At 60.1% G+C, this 16,729-nt stretch carries 10 protein-coding genes; 1 reads left to right on the top strand and 9 read right to left on the bottom strand.

Annotated features, from left to right (window positions below; all coding sequences use genetic code 11):
• Window positions 1-84: 84 nt before the first annotated feature.
• Window positions 85-1,935, top strand: coding sequence for a calcium-binding protein (locus tag BGIM_RS0143960; RefSeq protein WP_020475950.1), 1,851 nt, complete (start codon window positions 85-87; stop codon window positions 1,933-1,935).
• A 7-nt stretch (window positions 1,936-1,942) separates the two neighbouring features.
• Here BGIM_RS0143960 and nadB read toward each other — a convergent pair whose 3' ends face one another.
• The 9 genes from nadB to BGIM_RS0143915 form a co-directional block, all read right to left on the bottom strand.
• A complete protein-coding gene (gene nadB, locus BGIM_RS55765) occupies window positions 1,943-3,550 on the bottom strand; it encodes an L-aspartate oxidase (RefSeq protein ID WP_020475949.1) in 1,608 nt (535 codons plus the stop codon).
• Window positions 3,551-3,617: 67 nt separating this feature from the next.
• A complete protein-coding gene (locus tag BGIM_RS0143950) occupies window positions 3,618-4,541 on the bottom strand; it encodes an ADP-ribosylglycohydrolase family protein (protein ID WP_020475948.1) in 924 nt (307 codons plus the stop codon).
• Between the two features lie 250 nt (window positions 4,542-4,791).
• Window positions 4,792-5,877, bottom strand: a complete 1,086-nt coding sequence (locus BGIM_RS0143945; RefSeq protein ID WP_157369898.1) for a hypothetical protein — start codon at window positions 5,875-5,877, stop codon at window positions 4,792-4,794.
• A gap of 175 nt (window positions 5,878-6,052) precedes the next feature.
• Window positions 6,053-8,137, bottom strand: coding sequence for a c-type cytochrome domain-containing protein (locus BGIM_RS55760; RefSeq protein WP_020475946.1), 2,085 nt, complete (start codon window positions 8,135-8,137; stop codon window positions 6,053-6,055).
• Between the two features lie 57 nt (window positions 8,138-8,194).
• Window positions 8,195-8,728 (bottom strand): hypothetical protein, encoded by a 534-nt coding sequence (locus tag BGIM_RS0143935; protein WP_020475945.1) that lies wholly within the window; start codon window positions 8,726-8,728, stop codon window positions 8,195-8,197.
• 289 nt (window positions 8,729-9,017) lie between these two features.
• Window positions 9,018-11,444, bottom strand: coding sequence for a DUF1549 and DUF1553 domain-containing protein (locus tag BGIM_RS0143930; RefSeq protein WP_020475944.1), 2,427 nt, complete (start codon window positions 11,442-11,444; stop codon window positions 9,018-9,020).
• A gap of 55 nt (window positions 11,445-11,499) precedes the next feature.
• Complete coding sequence (locus BGIM_RS0143925; protein ID WP_020475943.1) at window positions 11,500-12,327, bottom strand: 2OG-Fe(II) oxygenase; 828 nt, start codon at window positions 12,325-12,327, stop codon at window positions 11,500-11,502.
• Between the two features lie 77 nt (window positions 12,328-12,404).
• Window positions 12,405-14,891 carry a PPC domain-containing protein gene (locus BGIM_RS55755; RefSeq protein ID WP_020475942.1) on the bottom strand — a complete coding sequence of 829 codons (2,487 nt, stop codon included), beginning with the start codon at window positions 14,889-14,891 and terminating at the stop codon, window positions 12,405-12,407.
• Between the two features lie 128 nt (window positions 14,892-15,019).
• Window positions 15,020-16,333 (bottom strand): DUF1501 domain-containing protein, encoded by a 1,314-nt coding sequence (locus tag BGIM_RS0143915; RefSeq protein WP_157369896.1) that lies wholly within the window; start codon window positions 16,331-16,333, stop codon window positions 15,020-15,022.
• Between the last annotated feature and the right edge of the window lie 396 nt (window positions 16,334-16,729).

Below are 16,729 nucleotides of genomic sequence, written 5' to 3'. Positions count from 1 at the left end.
TTGGCGTCCGCTTTGCAATAATGGCGTGAATATCTGCCTGTGGCTTTTGTTTTGTCTTCACTGTCCGACCATGAGGTGCGTGTCATGTCCTATCAATCTCTCCCCGGTTTGCGCTATGGCCTCAAAACCCGGCACACGCAAGCGCCGACGACATTGACCGTCCACACGCTCGAAGATCGTTGTGTCCCGGCCGGGGCGATCTTGGATCCAGGCACAGGCGTTTTGACAATCACCGGAACACAATTCAACGATTCCATCGTCATCCGTCAGAGCGCCTCGGGGTTCCTTGCGGTCGCCAACACGCCAATCTTTGTGAACGGCGTCGCCTTTTCGAGTGTCACCGCCTCAAGCATCACTGAGATTGACATCGGAGGCGCAGGCGGGGCTGATTACATCAATCTGAACAGCCCGTCGAACGCCCTCTACAGCCCCATCAATATTCCGACAAATATCGACGGCGGCGACGGCCCTGACAACATCGTCGGCGGGATTGGCAAGGACACGATTCACGGCGGCGCCGGCACCGACTTCATCGATGGAAACGACGGAGACGACAGCATTTTCGGCGACGATGGCATTGACACGCTGTATGGCAGCCGTGGCGCTGACACCATTGGCAGCGCCATGTTTGACAGCGGACCTTATGCGGATTACATGTATGGCGGCGACGGGGCCGACGTGATCACCGACACGGGCGGCAACAACTATGTGAACGGAAACGCCGGCGCCGACTCAATCACCACGGGAGCCGGAAACGACCTGATCTATGGCGGGACAGAAAACGACACCATCAAAGCCGGCGACGGGAATGACCGAATCTACGGACAAGCCGGCGCCAACAGCATTGATGGCGAAAGCGGCAACGACCTGATTTACGGCGGAGAGCTGGATGAATCCCTCGTGGGGGGGATTGGCAACGACACGATTTACGGCGGAGCCGGAAACGACACCCTTGATGGCGGGGATGGCAACGACAGGCTTTATGCCCAGACCGGCACCAATGTCGAGACGCTCATCGGCGGGATCGGCAACAACTATATCGCCGGGTCCAACGTCGCCGACATCATCACCGCCGGGAATGGCAGCGACACCATTTACGGCTACGGCGGCAACGACAACATTGACGCCGGGGACGGCAACAATTACATCAACGCCGGCACCGGGCTGATTAACTCCGGCACGGGGATCGAAACCATTGTGACCGGAACGGGGGCAGACACGATCTACGGGTCCAACGTGGCCGATTCGATCACCTCCGGATTGGGCAACGATGTGATTTACGGCCTCGGCGGCAACGATTTCATCAACGCCGGCGATGGCAACAACAGGATTTATGCCGGCACCGGGGTCGGAATCACCGCGACCAACAACAGCACCGGCACCGAAACCATCATCGCCGGAACCGGCAACGACTCGATCTACGGTTCCAATGTCGCCGATTCGATCACGGCTGGCGAAGGGGATGACCTGATTTACGGCTACGGCGGCAACGATTTCATCGACGCCGGAAATGGCAACAACAAGATTTACTCCGGAACCGGAGTCGGTGTGGCGGGGGTGGAAACCATCATCGCCGGAACGGGTAACGACTACATCTTCGGTTCCAATGTCATCGACAACATCCAGGCTGGCAGCGGCAACAACACGATCATGGGCAACAACGGCAACGACATTATTGTTGCGGGGGACGGGCTGAACTCCATCAATGGCGGCTATGGCGACGACAGCATCACTTCCGGCAACGGCAATAGCACCCTCGCGGGCAGCTATGGCAACGACACCATCGTCGCTGGCACCGGGGCCGACAGCATCACGGGCGACGCCGGGAACGATAACCTCACCGGCACGGGCAGCGGGACCAAGTTAGTTGGCGGACTTGGCACCGATGTCATCAATGGCGTCACGGAACCAGTTGACCCTGTGATTATTCCTTAACCGATCGTCAATCTGCCCGGCCGGGACTAACGACGTGCCTGGTCCAGTGTTCGTCGTCCCGGTTGGGAAAGTCGCTTCGATAATGGGTGCCGCGGGACTCTTCACGGGTCATCGCGGCATCAATCATTAACCGGGCGACCGTCAGCAGGTTTTGCAATTCCCAGCCCTTGCGGTCGTCGAATTCCCTCGGCAAGACGTATCGGCACCAGAACGCCACATCCCGCTTGGCCTCCCGCATCCGCTTTTTGTCCCGGACGATGCCCATGTTGCGCACCATCAGGCTGCGGAGCGAGTTCGTGAGGTCGGCCACATCCAAATGCTCGTCGGCCTCGGCCGGTTCCTGTTTGGAGACGAGCGGCAAGGCCCGCATTTCCCCCGGCATCTTCCGGGCGGCAGCGCTGGCTCCTCTCGCGCATGAGGTGCCGTAGACCAACCCCTCGATCAGTGAATTGGAGGCTAGACGGTTCGCCCCGTGCAAGCCGCTGGAAGTGACCTCCCCGGCGCCCCACAGGCCGGGAATGCCGGTCATGCCCTCGGAGTCCACCTTGATGCCGCCGACCATGTAGTGGGCGCCGGGCCGCACGGGAATCTGATCCGTCGTGATGTCCAGCCCGAAACTTCGGCACACCTTGTTCATGCCGGGAAAGCGTTCCATCACCATCGCCCGGTCGAGATGCGACAGATCGAGGTAGACGTTCGGGTGTTGCGTCCGCTCCATGCACCGGAAAATGGCCCGCGACACCACATCCCGCGGGGCGAGTTCGGCCCTGGGGTCTTCTCCCGGCATGAAGCGTTCCCCGTTCACATCCCGCAAATAAGCCCCCTCCCCCCGCACGGCCTCGCTGATGAGCGAGCGGGCCGACCCGGCGACGTATAGCACCGTGGGGTGAAACTGCATGAACTCCATGTCCCGCATCTCGGCCCCGGCCCGCCACGCGGCCGCCATGCCGTCCCCGGTGGCGACCGGGGGATTCGTCGTCTCGCGGTAGACGATCCCGCACCCGCCGGAGGCCAAGATCACCTGTTTGGCCCAGATGAGTATCGTGCCGACGTTGGTCCGGTGAACCACCGCCCCGACGCATCGCCCTTCGTGAGTAAGCAGATCAAGGGTGAAAGTATCATCCCGCAGTTGCACGTTCGGGGTGGCCTTGGCCTTGGCGATCAACGCCCGCATCACCTCGAAGCCGGTCGCGTCTCCCAAGGCATGGACAATTCGCCGATGACTGTGCCCCCCCTCGCGGGTGAGGGCCAATTCGCCGTCTTTGAGGTCGAAATTAACCCCAAATCTCACCAGATCGTTGATCTGATGCGGCCCCTCGCGGACGACCATTTCAACAATGGCCTGATCGCACAACCCCGCCCCGGCGACGAGGGTATCGTCGATGTGATTCTCAAAGCGGTCCTCCGGGGAAAGAACCCCGGCGATGCCCCCTTGGGCATACGAGGAATTGCTCTCCGTCAGCCGGTCTTTGGTGATGACCAGCACGCTTTGATCGGCCGGAACCTCCAACGCCGCCCGGATGCCCGCGATCCCGGCTCCGATGACGAGGATGTCCGTGAATTGGTGGTAAGCGGAGCGGGGATCAAACGAGACCAGATGACGGTTTGAAGGCATTGACGCTTCGGTTCCGAAGTGTGTCGATCCGGTTAAGATATGCCGACCGGGGGAAAAGTGGTCATGTTCAACTTTCTTGAGGAGCCGATGCCGCCAGCCGATCCGCAAGCAGGCGAATCTCGTCGATCATGACGAGCCGTGCAAGCCATTCCGGCGGGATGCCATCTTCGCCGTAAAACGCCCCCGCCAGTTGGCCGCAGACGGCCCCGGTGGTGTCGGCATCATCCCCCAAGTTGACGGCCATCAAAACCGCATCCCGAAAAGTATCGGTTTTCCAAAAGCACCAGACGGATGATTCCAGACAGTGGATCACGTACCCGGAACCGGAAAGATCCGCCATGCCCTTTTGGCGCCACTCCCCGGATGCAATCGCCCGGACTTTTGGCGTCTGAAAGCGGCTCGAATCGTGGCCGAACAATACTTCATCCTTGCTCTTTCCGTCCAAGGCCGCGCCAATCATCAGGGCCAGCAATTGACACGACTCAATGCACTCCGGCGCCCCGTGGGTTGTCCGGGAACTTTCCCCGGCCCAAAAAGCCACCTGTTCCATGTCGGGATGGAAGAACATCGGCACGGGGGCCAGCCGCATGATGCAGCCGTTGCCGGCCGAGTTGGGTTCAAGCCGGCCGCTGAAGGGATTCCCGGTTTGTTGATAACGACGGAGCGAACCGGACACCGTCAGCCCGATGTCAAAACAGCGGCCGGTGCTGCTCATGTAACCGTTATCATGCCAGTCGCAATAGCGGCGCATTTGGTCGTCCGCGTCAAACCGGCCCGTCTCGACCAAACTGGCCGCCAGACACAACGCCATTGACGTGTCATCGGTCCACGCCCCGACCGGCAGGCCGAACGGCCCGCCGCCAATCATGTCGGTCATCGGGGGAAAGCTGCCACGGGCGCGGAACTCGACGGTGGTTCCCACGGCATCGCCGCAGGCCAGCCCGAGGAGGCAGCCTCGCTGGCGATTGATCAGAGGATTGTTGGAAACCATGAGTGATTATTCTGGTTGGATGAAATGAGAGCAGACAAACCTTCAGGCTGACAGAAGACGAGTCACGAAGGTTCGCCCAAAACCGAGATCGGCAAACGGTCTTTTGGGTAAATTCAACAGACCTCTGATGTGAGATCCCAAGAGCCCCACTGCGTCAGCGGTGGGGGTGGCCGCCACCCACAGGAAGCCACCCCCACCGCTGACGCAGTGGGGCTCTTGGGGGATCATGCCTACGGCGATTGATTCTGAATTAATCGACCGAATATTCCTTGGCGATCTTTTCCAAAATCGGCTTCATTTGCTCGTTGACCCATGAAGTTTGCTTCGCTTCGATTTTGGCCCGTTGAATCGTCGGTGTCCCCTTGGGAACCGGCCAAGTTTCCTCGGCTTGTTTGGCGAACTTGGCTTTTTCCTCTTTCTCGGCCTTGGTCTTGGCGGCCGTGACTTCGGCTCGCAGTTTGGCCGCTCGTTCCGTCCATTGCTTCGCCGGAGCCTCCAAGGCTTTGTTGGTTTTGGCTTTCTCGGAATATTCCTTCGCAAACTGCCGGGCTTGCGCGAATTGACGGACAATCAACGGCCGGGGATCTTCCGGGTCGTTCGCGGGCAGTTCCGGGGGATTGTCGAGTTCGGCAACCGGCGTTTTGCCGGGGATGGGCTTCACTCGGGTCGTCAACAGCCGCAGAACTTTGTCATCAATGCCCACGTCGCCGAGCTTGGCCAGAATTTTCGCCCGGTCGGCGGGCGTGATGTCGGCTTGTTGGGCATTTTTGACCACGTCCAAGCCCTGATTGGTGGTTTGGCGAATCTCGACGCCCAACTTGTCATAGGCGGCCAGCATGTCCTTGATTTTGTCCCGTTTGGGTTCGTCCACTTCCTTGTAAGTGGTGATCTTTTGGTCTTCAAAAATGACCGGCTCCTCGGCGGGCTTAAACCGGCCGACCAGATACGGGGTCGGATCTCCGGGCAGGGGAACAGGAGACTTGTAGTTGAGGATCGCGATTGGCTTGGCGTCCCCGATGACCTTGGTGCCTTTGTCCGAATTCTCCCGTTTGTGAACGATCAAAAAAGCGTTGCCATTTTGGAGGGCGGTGCCGCTTCGGGTGGCCCGTCCGATGTAGGCGTAACGAAAATCAGCCCCCTTGGGCGGGAGATCCGCGAACGGAAACCATCCCTCTTTGCCGGCGTTGTCGGCGTAGGGGTCCAGTTTCTCGCCGGTCAACTCGTCGAGTTCGGCGAGCAACTTCGCTCGCTCCGATCTGAGCTTCGCGTACTTGGCCGCGACGACCGCCGCTTTTTGCTGCAAGACTTCCCCGGCGGCAAACGATAGGGAAGGCATGAAAAGACACACAAAGGCAATGACACGCATGGCTGATCCTGGGGGTAAGGAATCAACCTCTTTTATATGGTCGTCGCAAACAGAAAAGCAAAAGCCGGGTGGTCCGTCAGCGACATTTTTCGCCTGACGGACCACCCGGCTTTTGCTTTCACACTCAGGCCAAGCCCGACTTCAGTTAGCCCTTCTTCGGCGGCGCCGGGGGAGCGGGCGGGGCCGGGACGGCGGGGGGGGCCTTCAGCTTGTCCACGGCGGCCTTCAAGGCAACCAGTTCGGCCGTCGCTTTGTCCACTGCGGCCTTGGACGTGTTCACCGCTCCCTGAAGGGCGGCAATGGCTTGGGCCTTCGGGGCATAGATGTCTGTTGCCAGTTTGGCGGCGGCGGCGGCCATGACCGCGTTTTGGGCGGCCGGAGCGTAGGCGGCGCTGGCTTGGTTGAGGGCGGCCGTCAGGTCGGCGACCACCTTCGTCGTGGCGGCGAGTTCGGCGGCGGCCTTGTCGGCCTCGACTTTGGCGGCGGCGGCATTCGTCTGCAAATCAGCGTTGGCCTTGTTCGCGTCGGCGGCGGCTTTGATCTTCGCATACGCCTCGGCGAGAGCGGTTGCCTTCACCGTGGCAGCCATCGCCTTGCCTTGGGCCGGGGCCAAGCCTGCCTGGGCCTTGTCCACGTTCGATTTCAGAGCGGCGGCTTGGGCTTGGGCGGCGTTGGATGTATTCGTCGCGTCGCCGGCCAGACGCATCGCCGGGGCGGCTTCGGCAGTGGCGGCTTGGAGTTTGGCGTTCGCCTCGTTGAACGCCTTGGTGTTCGCGTCGAACTCGGCTTGCTTGGCCGCGAGGGCCTTCGTCGCGGCATCGAGTTGCTGGGCGACACTCTGCGGGTTGGTCGTCGCTTGGGCGAGAAGTTTCGCATCGGCCGAAGCGTATTCAAAAACCGTCCCGCTCCAGTCGCCCGAATAGACCTTCGTGCCGTCATGGTTGAAGGCCGCTCGCAACCCCACGTCGGCCGTCGCGGGGAACGCCTTGGTGTTCGTTCCGTTCATGTCCCAAATTTTCGTGACCTTGTCCCGCCCGGCGCTGACCAACCGATTGTCGTGGGCGAACTTCACGGCCTGCGTTCCGGCGCCGTGCGCGCCCCATGTTTTGATCTGGTTGCCGTTTTCCATTTCCCAGAGTTTGATCGTCGTGTCTTCGCCGCAGGAGGCGAGGACGTTGGAATCATCCCGCCAGCTCACATCCAAAATGGCGGCGGTGTGGCCCCGCAGGTTGTAAAACTCCCGGCCGGTGGCGGATTCCCACACGACCAAGCCGCCGGCACGGTCGGCCGTTGCCAGCAGCACGCCATCGGGGCTGAACTCGATGGCGTAAATCCAGTCGGTGTGCTTCTTGATTTCGCTGACCAGCGTGCCGTCCTTGGTGGAGTAAATCCGCACCATCTTGCTCGGGCCGCCGAGGGCGATCAACTGTTGGTCGGCCGAGATGTCGGCGGCCAGCACAGCGTCCGTCTCGTTGCCCACTTCGATGATTTGTTCGCCGGTCTTGATGTCAAACACCACGACCTTGCCGGACTGCCCGCCCCGGCCCCCCCCGGCGAGGAGCAGGCTGCCGTTGCGGCTGAATTTCAGGGTGGTCGGCGTGCCGTGCGTGAAGGGAAGCACGCCGAGCAATTCAAACGTGTCCCCGTGGTAGAGCAGGATTTGCTTTTGCCCGCCAACGGCCAGAAGCGGCGCCCACGGGCTGGCGGCCATCGCAATCACGGAGTTGGCTTTGGCGGTGGTCACCATCGGGTTCAGGTTGAGCGGCTTGGCTGGCATCGGAACCACGTCCGGCTTGCCCCGCTTGACGGACATCAGCCCGACTTCAGCCTTCGGCTTGACGGCGACCGGCTTGCTGCCCGCGTTCTCCAAGGCCCCTTGCGTGATCCAGAGGGCCAGCGTGTCCAGTTGCTCCTTGGCAATGACCGGGAGCTTGGGCGGCATGTACGGCTGTTCTTTGTGGGCCGTCAGCCGATAGAGTCGGGAACCATCCGCGTCGCCCGGCTTGACGACTTCGCCGGATGCCCCGCCTTCCATCGTCTTCGCGTAGGTGGACAGGTCGAGTCCCCCCTTGCCCGTGTCCCCTTTGTGGCAGCCGATGCAATGCTGCGTCAGGATGGGCATCACATTCTGGTCAAACGTGATCTTCGTCTTGGGATCGGCCGCCGAACCAGCGGTTGCCCCCAGCAGCGTGACGGAGGCCGAGAAAAAGAGGGATCGAAGAAGAGTCATCTGAATATCTCGCTCTGTTCCTGCTGAAGTCTTCCTAATGTCACTCATCTAAAACTGTCAAGATTCCGTTTCGGCCGATGATTTCGGCTGATCTGCCGTTCGCTTAACCATCCGGTGGATGTTCACTTGCGCAAAGCCACTGACCACAAAACATAACCCCAAAATGAAGGCGTTTCGCCCAAAAGTCAAAACCTTGCCATGCTCCGCAGCTTGCCCTGTCAATTCCATCGCTATCCCAGTCAGAACCAAAATCAGTCCTAAAACCGTCAAGGCAATGCTTCGTCGAAGAATTCGCCAAGACCGAGTTGGATCCAGTCGTAACCGAATAACTTCGAGGGCTACCCAAACTGAATCATAGTCTCGACGGTCAATCTTGAGAGGTTGCTCTGCCGAGTGATCAAAAAGAGTGTCTTTTGTGCATCGCCAGAAGTTCGCCGGCTTAAACCGCAATAACGCTTGGTTCCAGTCCCACGAACCGATCTCATTTCTGTTGGCATCGAGCAGTATCACCCGATCATCCGTCAGATCCATGCTCCAATACAGGGACTCTTGCTTTGGATCACCGCCGGGAGGAATCACTCGGACTTTCATTGGAGCAGATTCCAAATTGACGCAGCAGCCAAAGTGCCTTGTTTTTCCGGTCCAATTAACATAGCCCAGCCCGTCAGGGCTGGGTGAGCCACCCGCCAGCGGCTTCGGTCTGAAGGACCGATTATCTTTGGGCTTCGGCCTTCGCGGCCCTGACGGACCTTGAATGAATAATCGGTCCTTCAGACCGAGGGTTTTGATGGTTCGTTGACCCCAGCCCTTTCGGGCTGGGCTATGTTAATCGGTCCGTTAGACCGAAAAAACCATCCACGGCGTTTAGCCGAAACCTCAATCAATGGTTGAACACAAACTCCCGTGTGTTCATCAGCGCCCAAAAGACATCTTCCAAGCTGCGGGCTTTGTCCGGGTCTTCGTTGATGGCCTTCATGAGACGGTCCTTCTCAAGCGGGGAAGGCTTGCGGACCAGCGTTCGCAGGTACACTTCGTCGATGATGGCCTCGATCGGCTTCTTCTCGCCCAATCGTTTACCGATCAGGTTGCCGCCCCGGATGCGTTGGGTGGTGGCGTCGCCGTTGAGCATGTGCAGCGATTGCGAGAGGGTGGGTTCCAGTTTCACTTCACAGGAGCAAACGCTCTCGCGGGTGGCCCGACCAAAGGTCGTGAGGAAGTAGTTCGTCACGTTGCCGTCGGCGATTTGCACGGCGCGGGCGCCGAGCGGCAGGCCGGGGAATTTGTTCTTCGTTTCGGTCACTTGCGAAATCACGTCCAGCATCGTCTCGGCCCGGATACGGCGAACCGATTGCCGGGCGAAGTTCCGGGTGTCGCCCTCGTTGGACGGGTTCGGCACGGTGGAAAGCTGATATGTCCGCGAGGTGCAGATGTCCCGAACCAATTTCTTAAAGTCGTACTTGTATTCCGTGAACTTCGTGCCGAGGGCGTCAAGCAGTTCGCGGTTGGACGGCGGGTTGCTGATGCGAACGTCATCCACTTCGTTGATGATCCCCTGACCGAAGAAGTGGGACCACACAATGTTCGACAGGTTGGTGGCAAAATAAGGATTTTCCGGGGAGGCAAGCCATTGGCCCATCACCACCCGGCGATCTTTCCCGGCCACATCCGGTTCGGCCCCGCCGAGAAACTTCGGCTTCATCACACGGCCGCCGAGCGGGTGGTTCACTTCGCCGCCGCCGGAGTTGAAGACCACGATTTCACGGGGGTCGTCCGTGCCCTTGCGGCCAATCTGGCTGAAGAAGGCGGCGAAGCCGTAATAATCATCCATCTTCCAACGATCAAACGGGTGATTGTGGCACTGGGCACACTGAATCCGCATCCCCATGAACACTTGGGCGACGTTCTCGGACACCTTCAGGATGTCCCGTTCGTTCTGGTAGTAGTTCGTGGCCGGGTTCTTGAAGGTGCCGCCGTTGGCCCCGAGGATGTCTTGCACCCACTCGTTCACGGGGACATTCTTGGCGATCTTGTCCTGCAACCAACTGAAGTAGAGCAGTGTGGCCTTGTAGCTCACGTCGTTCGAGGATTTGATCTGAAGCAGTTCGGCCCACTTCATCACCCAAACCTCGGCGAATTCCTTGCGGCCGAGCAGTTCGTCCACCAGTTGTTCCCGCTTGTTGGTGGCGGGATTCTTCATGAAGCGGTCGTATTCCTCGGGCGTCGGCAGCAGGCCAATCACATCCACATACACCCGGCGAAGGAAGGCTTCATCCGTGCAAAGTTCGGACGGGGTGATCCGCAAGTCGCGGAGTTTCTTGTTCACCAGCGTGTCGATGAAGTTGTTTTCCTGAACCGGCACCGGCTCGAACTTGAGCCCCTTCGGCAGCACGACGAACGGCGAACCGACCGTGAAGGTGGCGAACCGGGCCATGATGAACGCTTCGCCCCGGTTGTCGGCGATCACGGCGCCTTCGGGGGAAACTTTGGCCGAGTTGTCGTTGTTCGAGAGGAACAGGGCCAGATTGGTCACGTCGCGGTCCGTGCCGTCGGAATACTTGGCCCGGACGGTCACCGGTTGCTTGCTGTCCTTGCCGTCCATCACCGCCCGTTTCGGGTAGACTTCGAGGGCGGTCGGGGTGGCGACGGTGGCCGCGTCGAGCGGAACGCCCGCGTCATGCCACCGGATCAGCGTGTTCCAGTATTCGTCGCCTTCCTTCATGCGCTGGCCGCCGGTGTGCGGCACCTTCCCGGCCGACTTCTCCATCAGAAGCCCTTCGGCGGGGAGGGCCAGATTGATGCGGCGGCCGTTGATTTCCCGCGTGAGACGGTAGTGGTCCCCGTCCGGATCGAAGCCGAAGAGGCTGAGACGGAAACCGTCCTTGCCGCGGGCGGCCCCGTGGCACGAACCGGAGTTGCACCCGGATCGCATGAACACGGGCATCACATCCAGCTTGAAGGAGATCGGCCGGTCGGCTCCGGCGTCCTTCACCTTCACGGGAATCTTGACGCTCTTGCCGCCCCATTCGACGGACATTTCCGTCTGGCCGTCGGCGACCGGCTTCACGATGTTGGATTCGAGTTTCACCAACGCCGGGTTGGCGAAAGCCACCTTGGCCTCGGCGGTGACATCCCGCGAAAGACCGTCCGCAAACCATGCCTGAACGACGAAGGATTGTTGATCCCGCGAGGTTTCCAGGTTCACGTCCGGCGGGAAGACTTCAAGGGTGGCCAGCGGGGATTGGGCCGTCAGGTCGCCGAGGGAGATGGCGAGCGCGAGGGCCGCGAGGAGGAAACGCAATCGGTTCATCGGTCAATCACCTGATACTTCGGTCTTGGTGTTCGGTCAATCAACACGGTCACGATCACTGCTTGGGCTTGCCGGCCAGGGTCCGCATCAGCCAGCGGCCGGCATCGACAACAACGGGCGGGGTCAGATACTTCACGGTCTCTCGCAACGAAATCGGCTCTTTGGAATCGCCGTCCAAAAACACGGTCGAATGGCCTTTTCCTCGTTCGTTTTCCGGCCGGCCGTTCGAATAGTAGTAAAGGGCGACCGATTTCCGGGTCTCCCCTTCGGGGCAGGTCAGCGGGTGGGGATGCCCGTGGTAGGACTTTTCATGGGTCGAAAACACCACACAGCGGTTGAAGACCGGCAGGACACTCTTCACGCAGCCTTTTTTCTCGGCGTCCCACAACTCGAACTTCCCGCCGTACTCTTCCTTCCAATTCTTGTTCATGTACACGATCAAATTCAACCGGCGGTCAAGATTGTTCGACTCCAACTTGTTGAAGTCGATGTGGACCCCCAACTTGCCCCCCTGCTGAATCTGATGGAGGCCGCCGCCGGTGAAGGAGGGATCAGGGATCAGTCCCTCGATGCCCGTCAGCTTTTCCAGGTAGCTCAACATCGGCTTGGAGTTCAGGAAGTACAAGAACTCCCGAATCACCGTGGGCATCCGCTCGGCCTGGCTGCTGGCCAGTTTCACTTCGTTCGAGTTATCGAACTTGAACCACTCCAGTTCCTTGGGGTTGGGAAACGCGGCATGAACCGCATCAACCACATCCGCCGGGAAGAAATCATCGAACACCGTATGGGCGAACGGCTGGGCCGACTGGTATTCATGGGCGAGCGACGGGGGCACGTTGGCCAGGCGTCGCATGAAGTCTTCGTTCTTCAGCAGGGCGTCCATATTGATCCGTCTTCGGTGTCAATCAATCGTTGTCCGGCAATTCTACCGGGAAGGATGCGTCCCCGCCCGATGCCTCGTCAGTTCTTTTTCGGCTCAACCTTCGGGGCCGGGGTTCCGGCCTTGGCGGCCTTTTCGCGTTCTTCCTGTTCCAACCGAAGTTGTTCCAGCCGGGTGAGGCGTTTCGGCGGGGCGGCCATCGGATTGGGCATTGGCATCGGGGCGGGCGTCGCTGGTTTGGCGACCACCGGGGCATCCTTCTTCGGCGGCAGCGGCACGTCGATCCGCAACTCAGTGCTGCCGAGGTTGTGCGGAACTTGCTCGCCGTTTTCGGTCACAATCACCTGACAGAAGATGTTCCGGTGAATGCCCGCCGGGGCCGTCGCCTCCACCTTCACGGGGAAGGAAAGTTCTTTGGTGTCCTTGGTGATCTTCAGGTCCGGATACGTCGTCTTGGTCGGCATCCCGATCAATTTCACCGTGGCTTCGCCAACGAAGGGCTTGGTGTTGGCGATCTTCAAGAACATCTGGGTGTCCTTGCCCTGTTCAACCGCGGCCCGTTCCATCGTGAACGCCATGTACGGCGGGGCGATTTCAATTGTCGCCAGTTGGGACGACACCCACACCGGACCCGTTCCCACCGCGGCGGTGCCAAGCACGGCATATTTCCACTTGCGAACCGGGGCGCCGCCGTTGGCGTTCATCGTCAGGAAGGCTTCGTTCTGCCCTTCGGGGATCACCACGGAGGAAGCGGAGCCAACACCCGGAGGATTGTACAGCGGCACGCAAGTGATCGCGGCCTTGAACCCGGCGGCTCGTTCGGCGACGATCTTCAATTGCATCGTCCCGTTGTGAACCAGCGGAACTTTCGGCTCCACGATGTTGATCTTGAACGGCACCGCCTCGGTGACGGCCATCATCACCTCGGCTTCCGTGCGGAAGGTGTAAACCGACTGCCCCGGATTGCTGATGACGAACTCGGCCCGTTGTTCAAAGATGTTTTGGAGTTTCACGTTCGGATCGACATGCGTGCCCGTGTAGGTGATCCGGCCGGTGGCCAGCGGGGCGTCGGGGGCGGCCTCGAACACCATCGGCGTCACGCTCATGCTGCCGGGCATCACATCCGTGACGGCCCCGACCTTTGCCGGAAGCCCGTTGGTGGTGATGTTCAAGTCGCCGCCAAAATCCTGCCGACCGGCCGAGACCAGCGTGGCGAAACGGTTTCCACGGGGGACCGGATACGCCTGGCGTTCCTGGCTGTATTGCACGAAACTCGGCACGGCCAGTTTCACGGTCGCGACGATGGGCTGAAGCTCGATGCGGTAGAAGTACGTCGGAGCGCCCTTTTTGAGATGGTCCGTCACGTTGATCCAGTATTCGCCATCCTGCGGAATGGTCACCCGGAACATGCTGTCCGGGCCACCGTTGTCGTCGTTGGCGACCATCGCCCCCTGACCGACAAGGCCCATCGACATCACGGAATCCAACTGGGAACCGATCCGGCGGGCATAACAATGAACTTCAAAAGCCTGCCCTTTTTTGGCGGCGAAGCGGAAAAAATCAACATCCCCCGGCTTTTCGATCACGCCATTGAACGCACAGGGCAACACGCCCTTGGTTCCGACGTCCACCGTGTCGTTCGGCTCAACTTCAACGACATTGGCGAAGGAGTCCGTCAACCGGAAGGGGATGGCGCTTGGGGAGATGCCCCCGGCATCCTGACAATACAGGCCAAACCGACCATCGGCGGGCATGGTCGCCGGCAGTTTGATCTTCTGACGAATTTCACCGCTCGCGTCCCCAAGGAAGCGAACTTCCACTTCCTCGCCGAGTTTGCCCCCCGCGGGCACAATGGCGGTCGGCCGGGGGAAGTTGCCGATGTGCAGCCGATATTGGCAGGCGCCGTTGCCGCCGTAAGAGGTTTCCCGGACTTGCACGACGTAGGTGCCGTCTTCCGGGGCGACGATGGAGAGACAGCCGTCTTGCTTGAAGAGGGCGGTGTCGTCCGAAGTCGCCAGTTCAAACCGCTTGGAGTCCAAAATCGCGATGTACGGGTCAAAAAAGGTGGTTGCGAGCCGCATTCCCTCGATCTCGACGCTGATGCGCTGGCCCTTCTTCGCTTCGACGGAGTAGTAATCCACATCCTCGTTGTCGGCGACACCATGAACGGTGACATTCAAGCCGACCTTCTGCGGGGCGGCGAAATCATTGTTCGGTTCTTTCTCATCGACGATGGGCAACGCCCCGACCCACAGGGTCCGCATCTCGGTGATGCCGGTGGCCGTGCGAACACGGACGGCATGTTCGCCAAGCCGTGTGTCCGGCGCCAGTTTCACATGGGCCTTGAACTGGGCGTTGTTGACGGGTTCCAGTTTGGTGACCGTGAAACCGGGGGAGTAGAAGATGACTTCTTGGGCGTCCGAGAGATTGTTCCCGTTGAGGGTGACAACCGAATCAATGCCCCGTTGAACGCCGCGAGGCTGGATGATGTTCAACGTCGGGGATGCCGCCCCGGCGAAACTGGCAAATATCAGGAGGGCCGACAGGCAGCCGGTGAGAATACGCATCGTTGGTCCTTCATCGGTGAACGTCTGGGCGTGGCAGAGGCGACCTCATTCAAAACAAACGCGACAAGAGAGCGGCCGGAAAAAGTCCGGTCTGGCTCCGATGTCGCGTCGAGATACCAATCAACTGATTATGCCAGGAGGGCTTTGACGACCTTGCCGCCGTCAACGATTTCGATGGGCCGGTTGCCCGGTGCCATGAGTTCCTTGTCGGCGTTCACCCCAAGGCAGTTGTAGACCGTGGTGCTCAGGTCTTCCACCGTCAGCGGGTCGTCTTCCGGTTCCGTGGCGGTCGCGTCGGAGGTTCCGTAAACGGTTCCCTTCTTGATGCCCCCTCCGGCGAGGACGACGCTGAACACCTTGGGCCAGTGGTCCCGGCCGGCGGTGGCGTTGATCTTCGGCGTGCGGCCGAATTCGCTCGAAACCATCACCAGCGTGCTGTCAAGCAGGCCACGTTGGCTGAGGTCGGTGATCAGGGCGGCGAAGGCTTGGTCGAACTGCGGCAGTTGACCGGCCATCCCGGCCTTGATGCCGGTGTGCATGTCCCACCCGCCGTAGGTCAGGCTGACGAACCGCACGCCCGCCTCGACGAGACGCCGGGCCATCAGGAACCGCTGACCGGCGGCGTTGCGGCCGTAGTTGTCACGCAACTTGGCGTCTTCGGCGTTGATATTGAACGCTTCCTTCGCCTTGGGCGAAGAGATCAACGAGTAGGCTTGCTGGTAGAAGGTGTCCATCGCGGCAATGTTGTCCGACCGTTCGCGGGTGGCGAAGTGATCGTTGACGGCCGTGAGGATGTTCTTGCGGGTGGTGAAACGCTTGTCGTCCACGCCGCCCGGCAGGGCGAGGTCTTGGACGGTGAAGCCGGGGTTCGCCGGGTCGGCGCCGAGGGAAAACGGAGCAAACTTGCTGGAGAGGTAACCGCTTCCCGCAAACGTGTTCGGCATGCTCGGGATGGCCACGTAGGGCGGCAGGCTGTTCCGCACACCGAACTCGTGGCTGACGACCGCCCCGAAGGAGGGGTATTGCAAGGCCGGGCTGGGCCTGTAACCCGTGAACATGTTGTGGGTGCCGCGTTCGTGGGCGGCTTCGCCGTGCGTCATCGACCGGCAGATGGCAATCTTGTCCGCCACTTCGGCGGTTTTTTTCATGTGTTCGTTGAAGAGGACGCCATCGAGTTTCGTCTTGATGGTGCCCATTTCGCCCCGGTATTCGATGGGAGCGTTGGGTTTGGGATCCCAAGAGTCTTGGTGGGCCGAGCCGCCCGGCAGGAAGATATGGATGACCGACTTGGCCTTCCCTTCCTTGGTTTCGTAGGTCTTCGTGTCGGCCTTGGCTTGGTTCCGGAGGAACCCGTCCAACGTGAGGCCCAGACCACTGATGGCCCCGACCTGCATGAACGACCGGCGGGAAGGCGAAGAACCATTCCTTGAAATCGAACTCATGGACACTCTCTCGAAACAAAATGGAGGGGTAGGCGGGTGACCACGCTGGTCGTTGCCACCAAAGACCGTCTCTGGCGGCGTGGTTCTATCTTCCGGGAGACGCTCAGGCGCGTCATCCGGCGGGTGGGAGGGTATTCTGATATCGTTTATAAGATTAGGCGATGTCAAAAGCGTTGTCAATAACTTTCCGGCAACCCTTGTCGGCGAATCCGACCCTGCGGGTCTGCGGAATCGTTCCGATCAGTGAAGATGAACGTGTTCGTTTGCCGGGCGAAGAAGCGTCGATCAGCGTGATCACAAGGATTTGGCTGTTCGGACAGATAGCACTTTAGGTCGGACAAATTTCAAAGTATTTTTCACTGGAAACCACTCAATTCATTTGGCATGATGCCACCC

It is taken from the genome of Zavarzinella formosa DSM 19928 (assembly GCF_000255705.1).
Lineage (GTDB): Bacteria > Planctomycetota > Planctomycetia > Gemmatales > Gemmataceae > Zavarzinella > Zavarzinella formosa.
The sequence above is the reverse complement of the archived record's forward strand: the minus strand, read 5'-3'. Positions and strand labels throughout refer to the sequence as shown.

Bases quoted from the DNA above. Each gene is read 5' to 3' on its own strand.
- BGIM_RS55760 (WP_020475946.1), bottom strand. From the start codon at position 8,137: ATGACTCTTCTTCGATCCCTCTTTTTCTCGGCCTCCGTCACGCTGCTG.
- BGIM_RS0143960 (WP_020475950.1), top strand. From the start codon at position 85: ATGTCCTATCAATCTCTCCCCGGTTTGCGCTATGGCCTCAAAACCCGG.
- nadB (WP_020475949.1), bottom strand. From the start codon at position 3,550: ATGCCTTCAAACCGTCATCTGGTCTCGTTTGATCCCCGCTCCGCTTAC.
- BGIM_RS0143950 (WP_020475948.1), bottom strand. From the start codon at position 4,541: ATGGTTTCCAACAATCCTCTGATCAATCGCCAGCGAGGCTGCCTCCTC.
- BGIM_RS0143915 (WP_157369896.1), bottom strand. From the start codon at position 16,333: ATGAGTTCGATTTCAAGGAATGGTTCTTCGCCTTCCCGCCGGTCGTTC.
- BGIM_RS0143930 (WP_020475944.1), bottom strand. From the start codon at position 11,444: ATGAACCGATTGCGTTTCCTCCTCGCGGCCCTCGCGCTCGCCATCTCC.
- BGIM_RS0143925 (WP_020475943.1), bottom strand. From the start codon at position 12,327: ATGGACGCCCTGCTGAAGAACGAAGACTTCATGCGACGCCTGGCCAAC.
- BGIM_RS0143935 (WP_020475945.1), bottom strand. From the start codon at position 8,728: ATGAAAGTCCGAGTGATTCCTCCCGGCGGTGATCCAAAGCAAGAGTCC.
- BGIM_RS0143945 (WP_157369898.1), bottom strand. From the start codon at position 5,877: ATGCCTTCCCTATCGTTTGCCGCCGGGGAAGTCTTGCAGCAAAAAGCG.
- BGIM_RS55755 (WP_020475942.1), bottom strand. From the start codon at position 14,891: ATGCGTATTCTCACCGGCTGCCTGTCGGCCCTCCTGATATTTGCCAGT.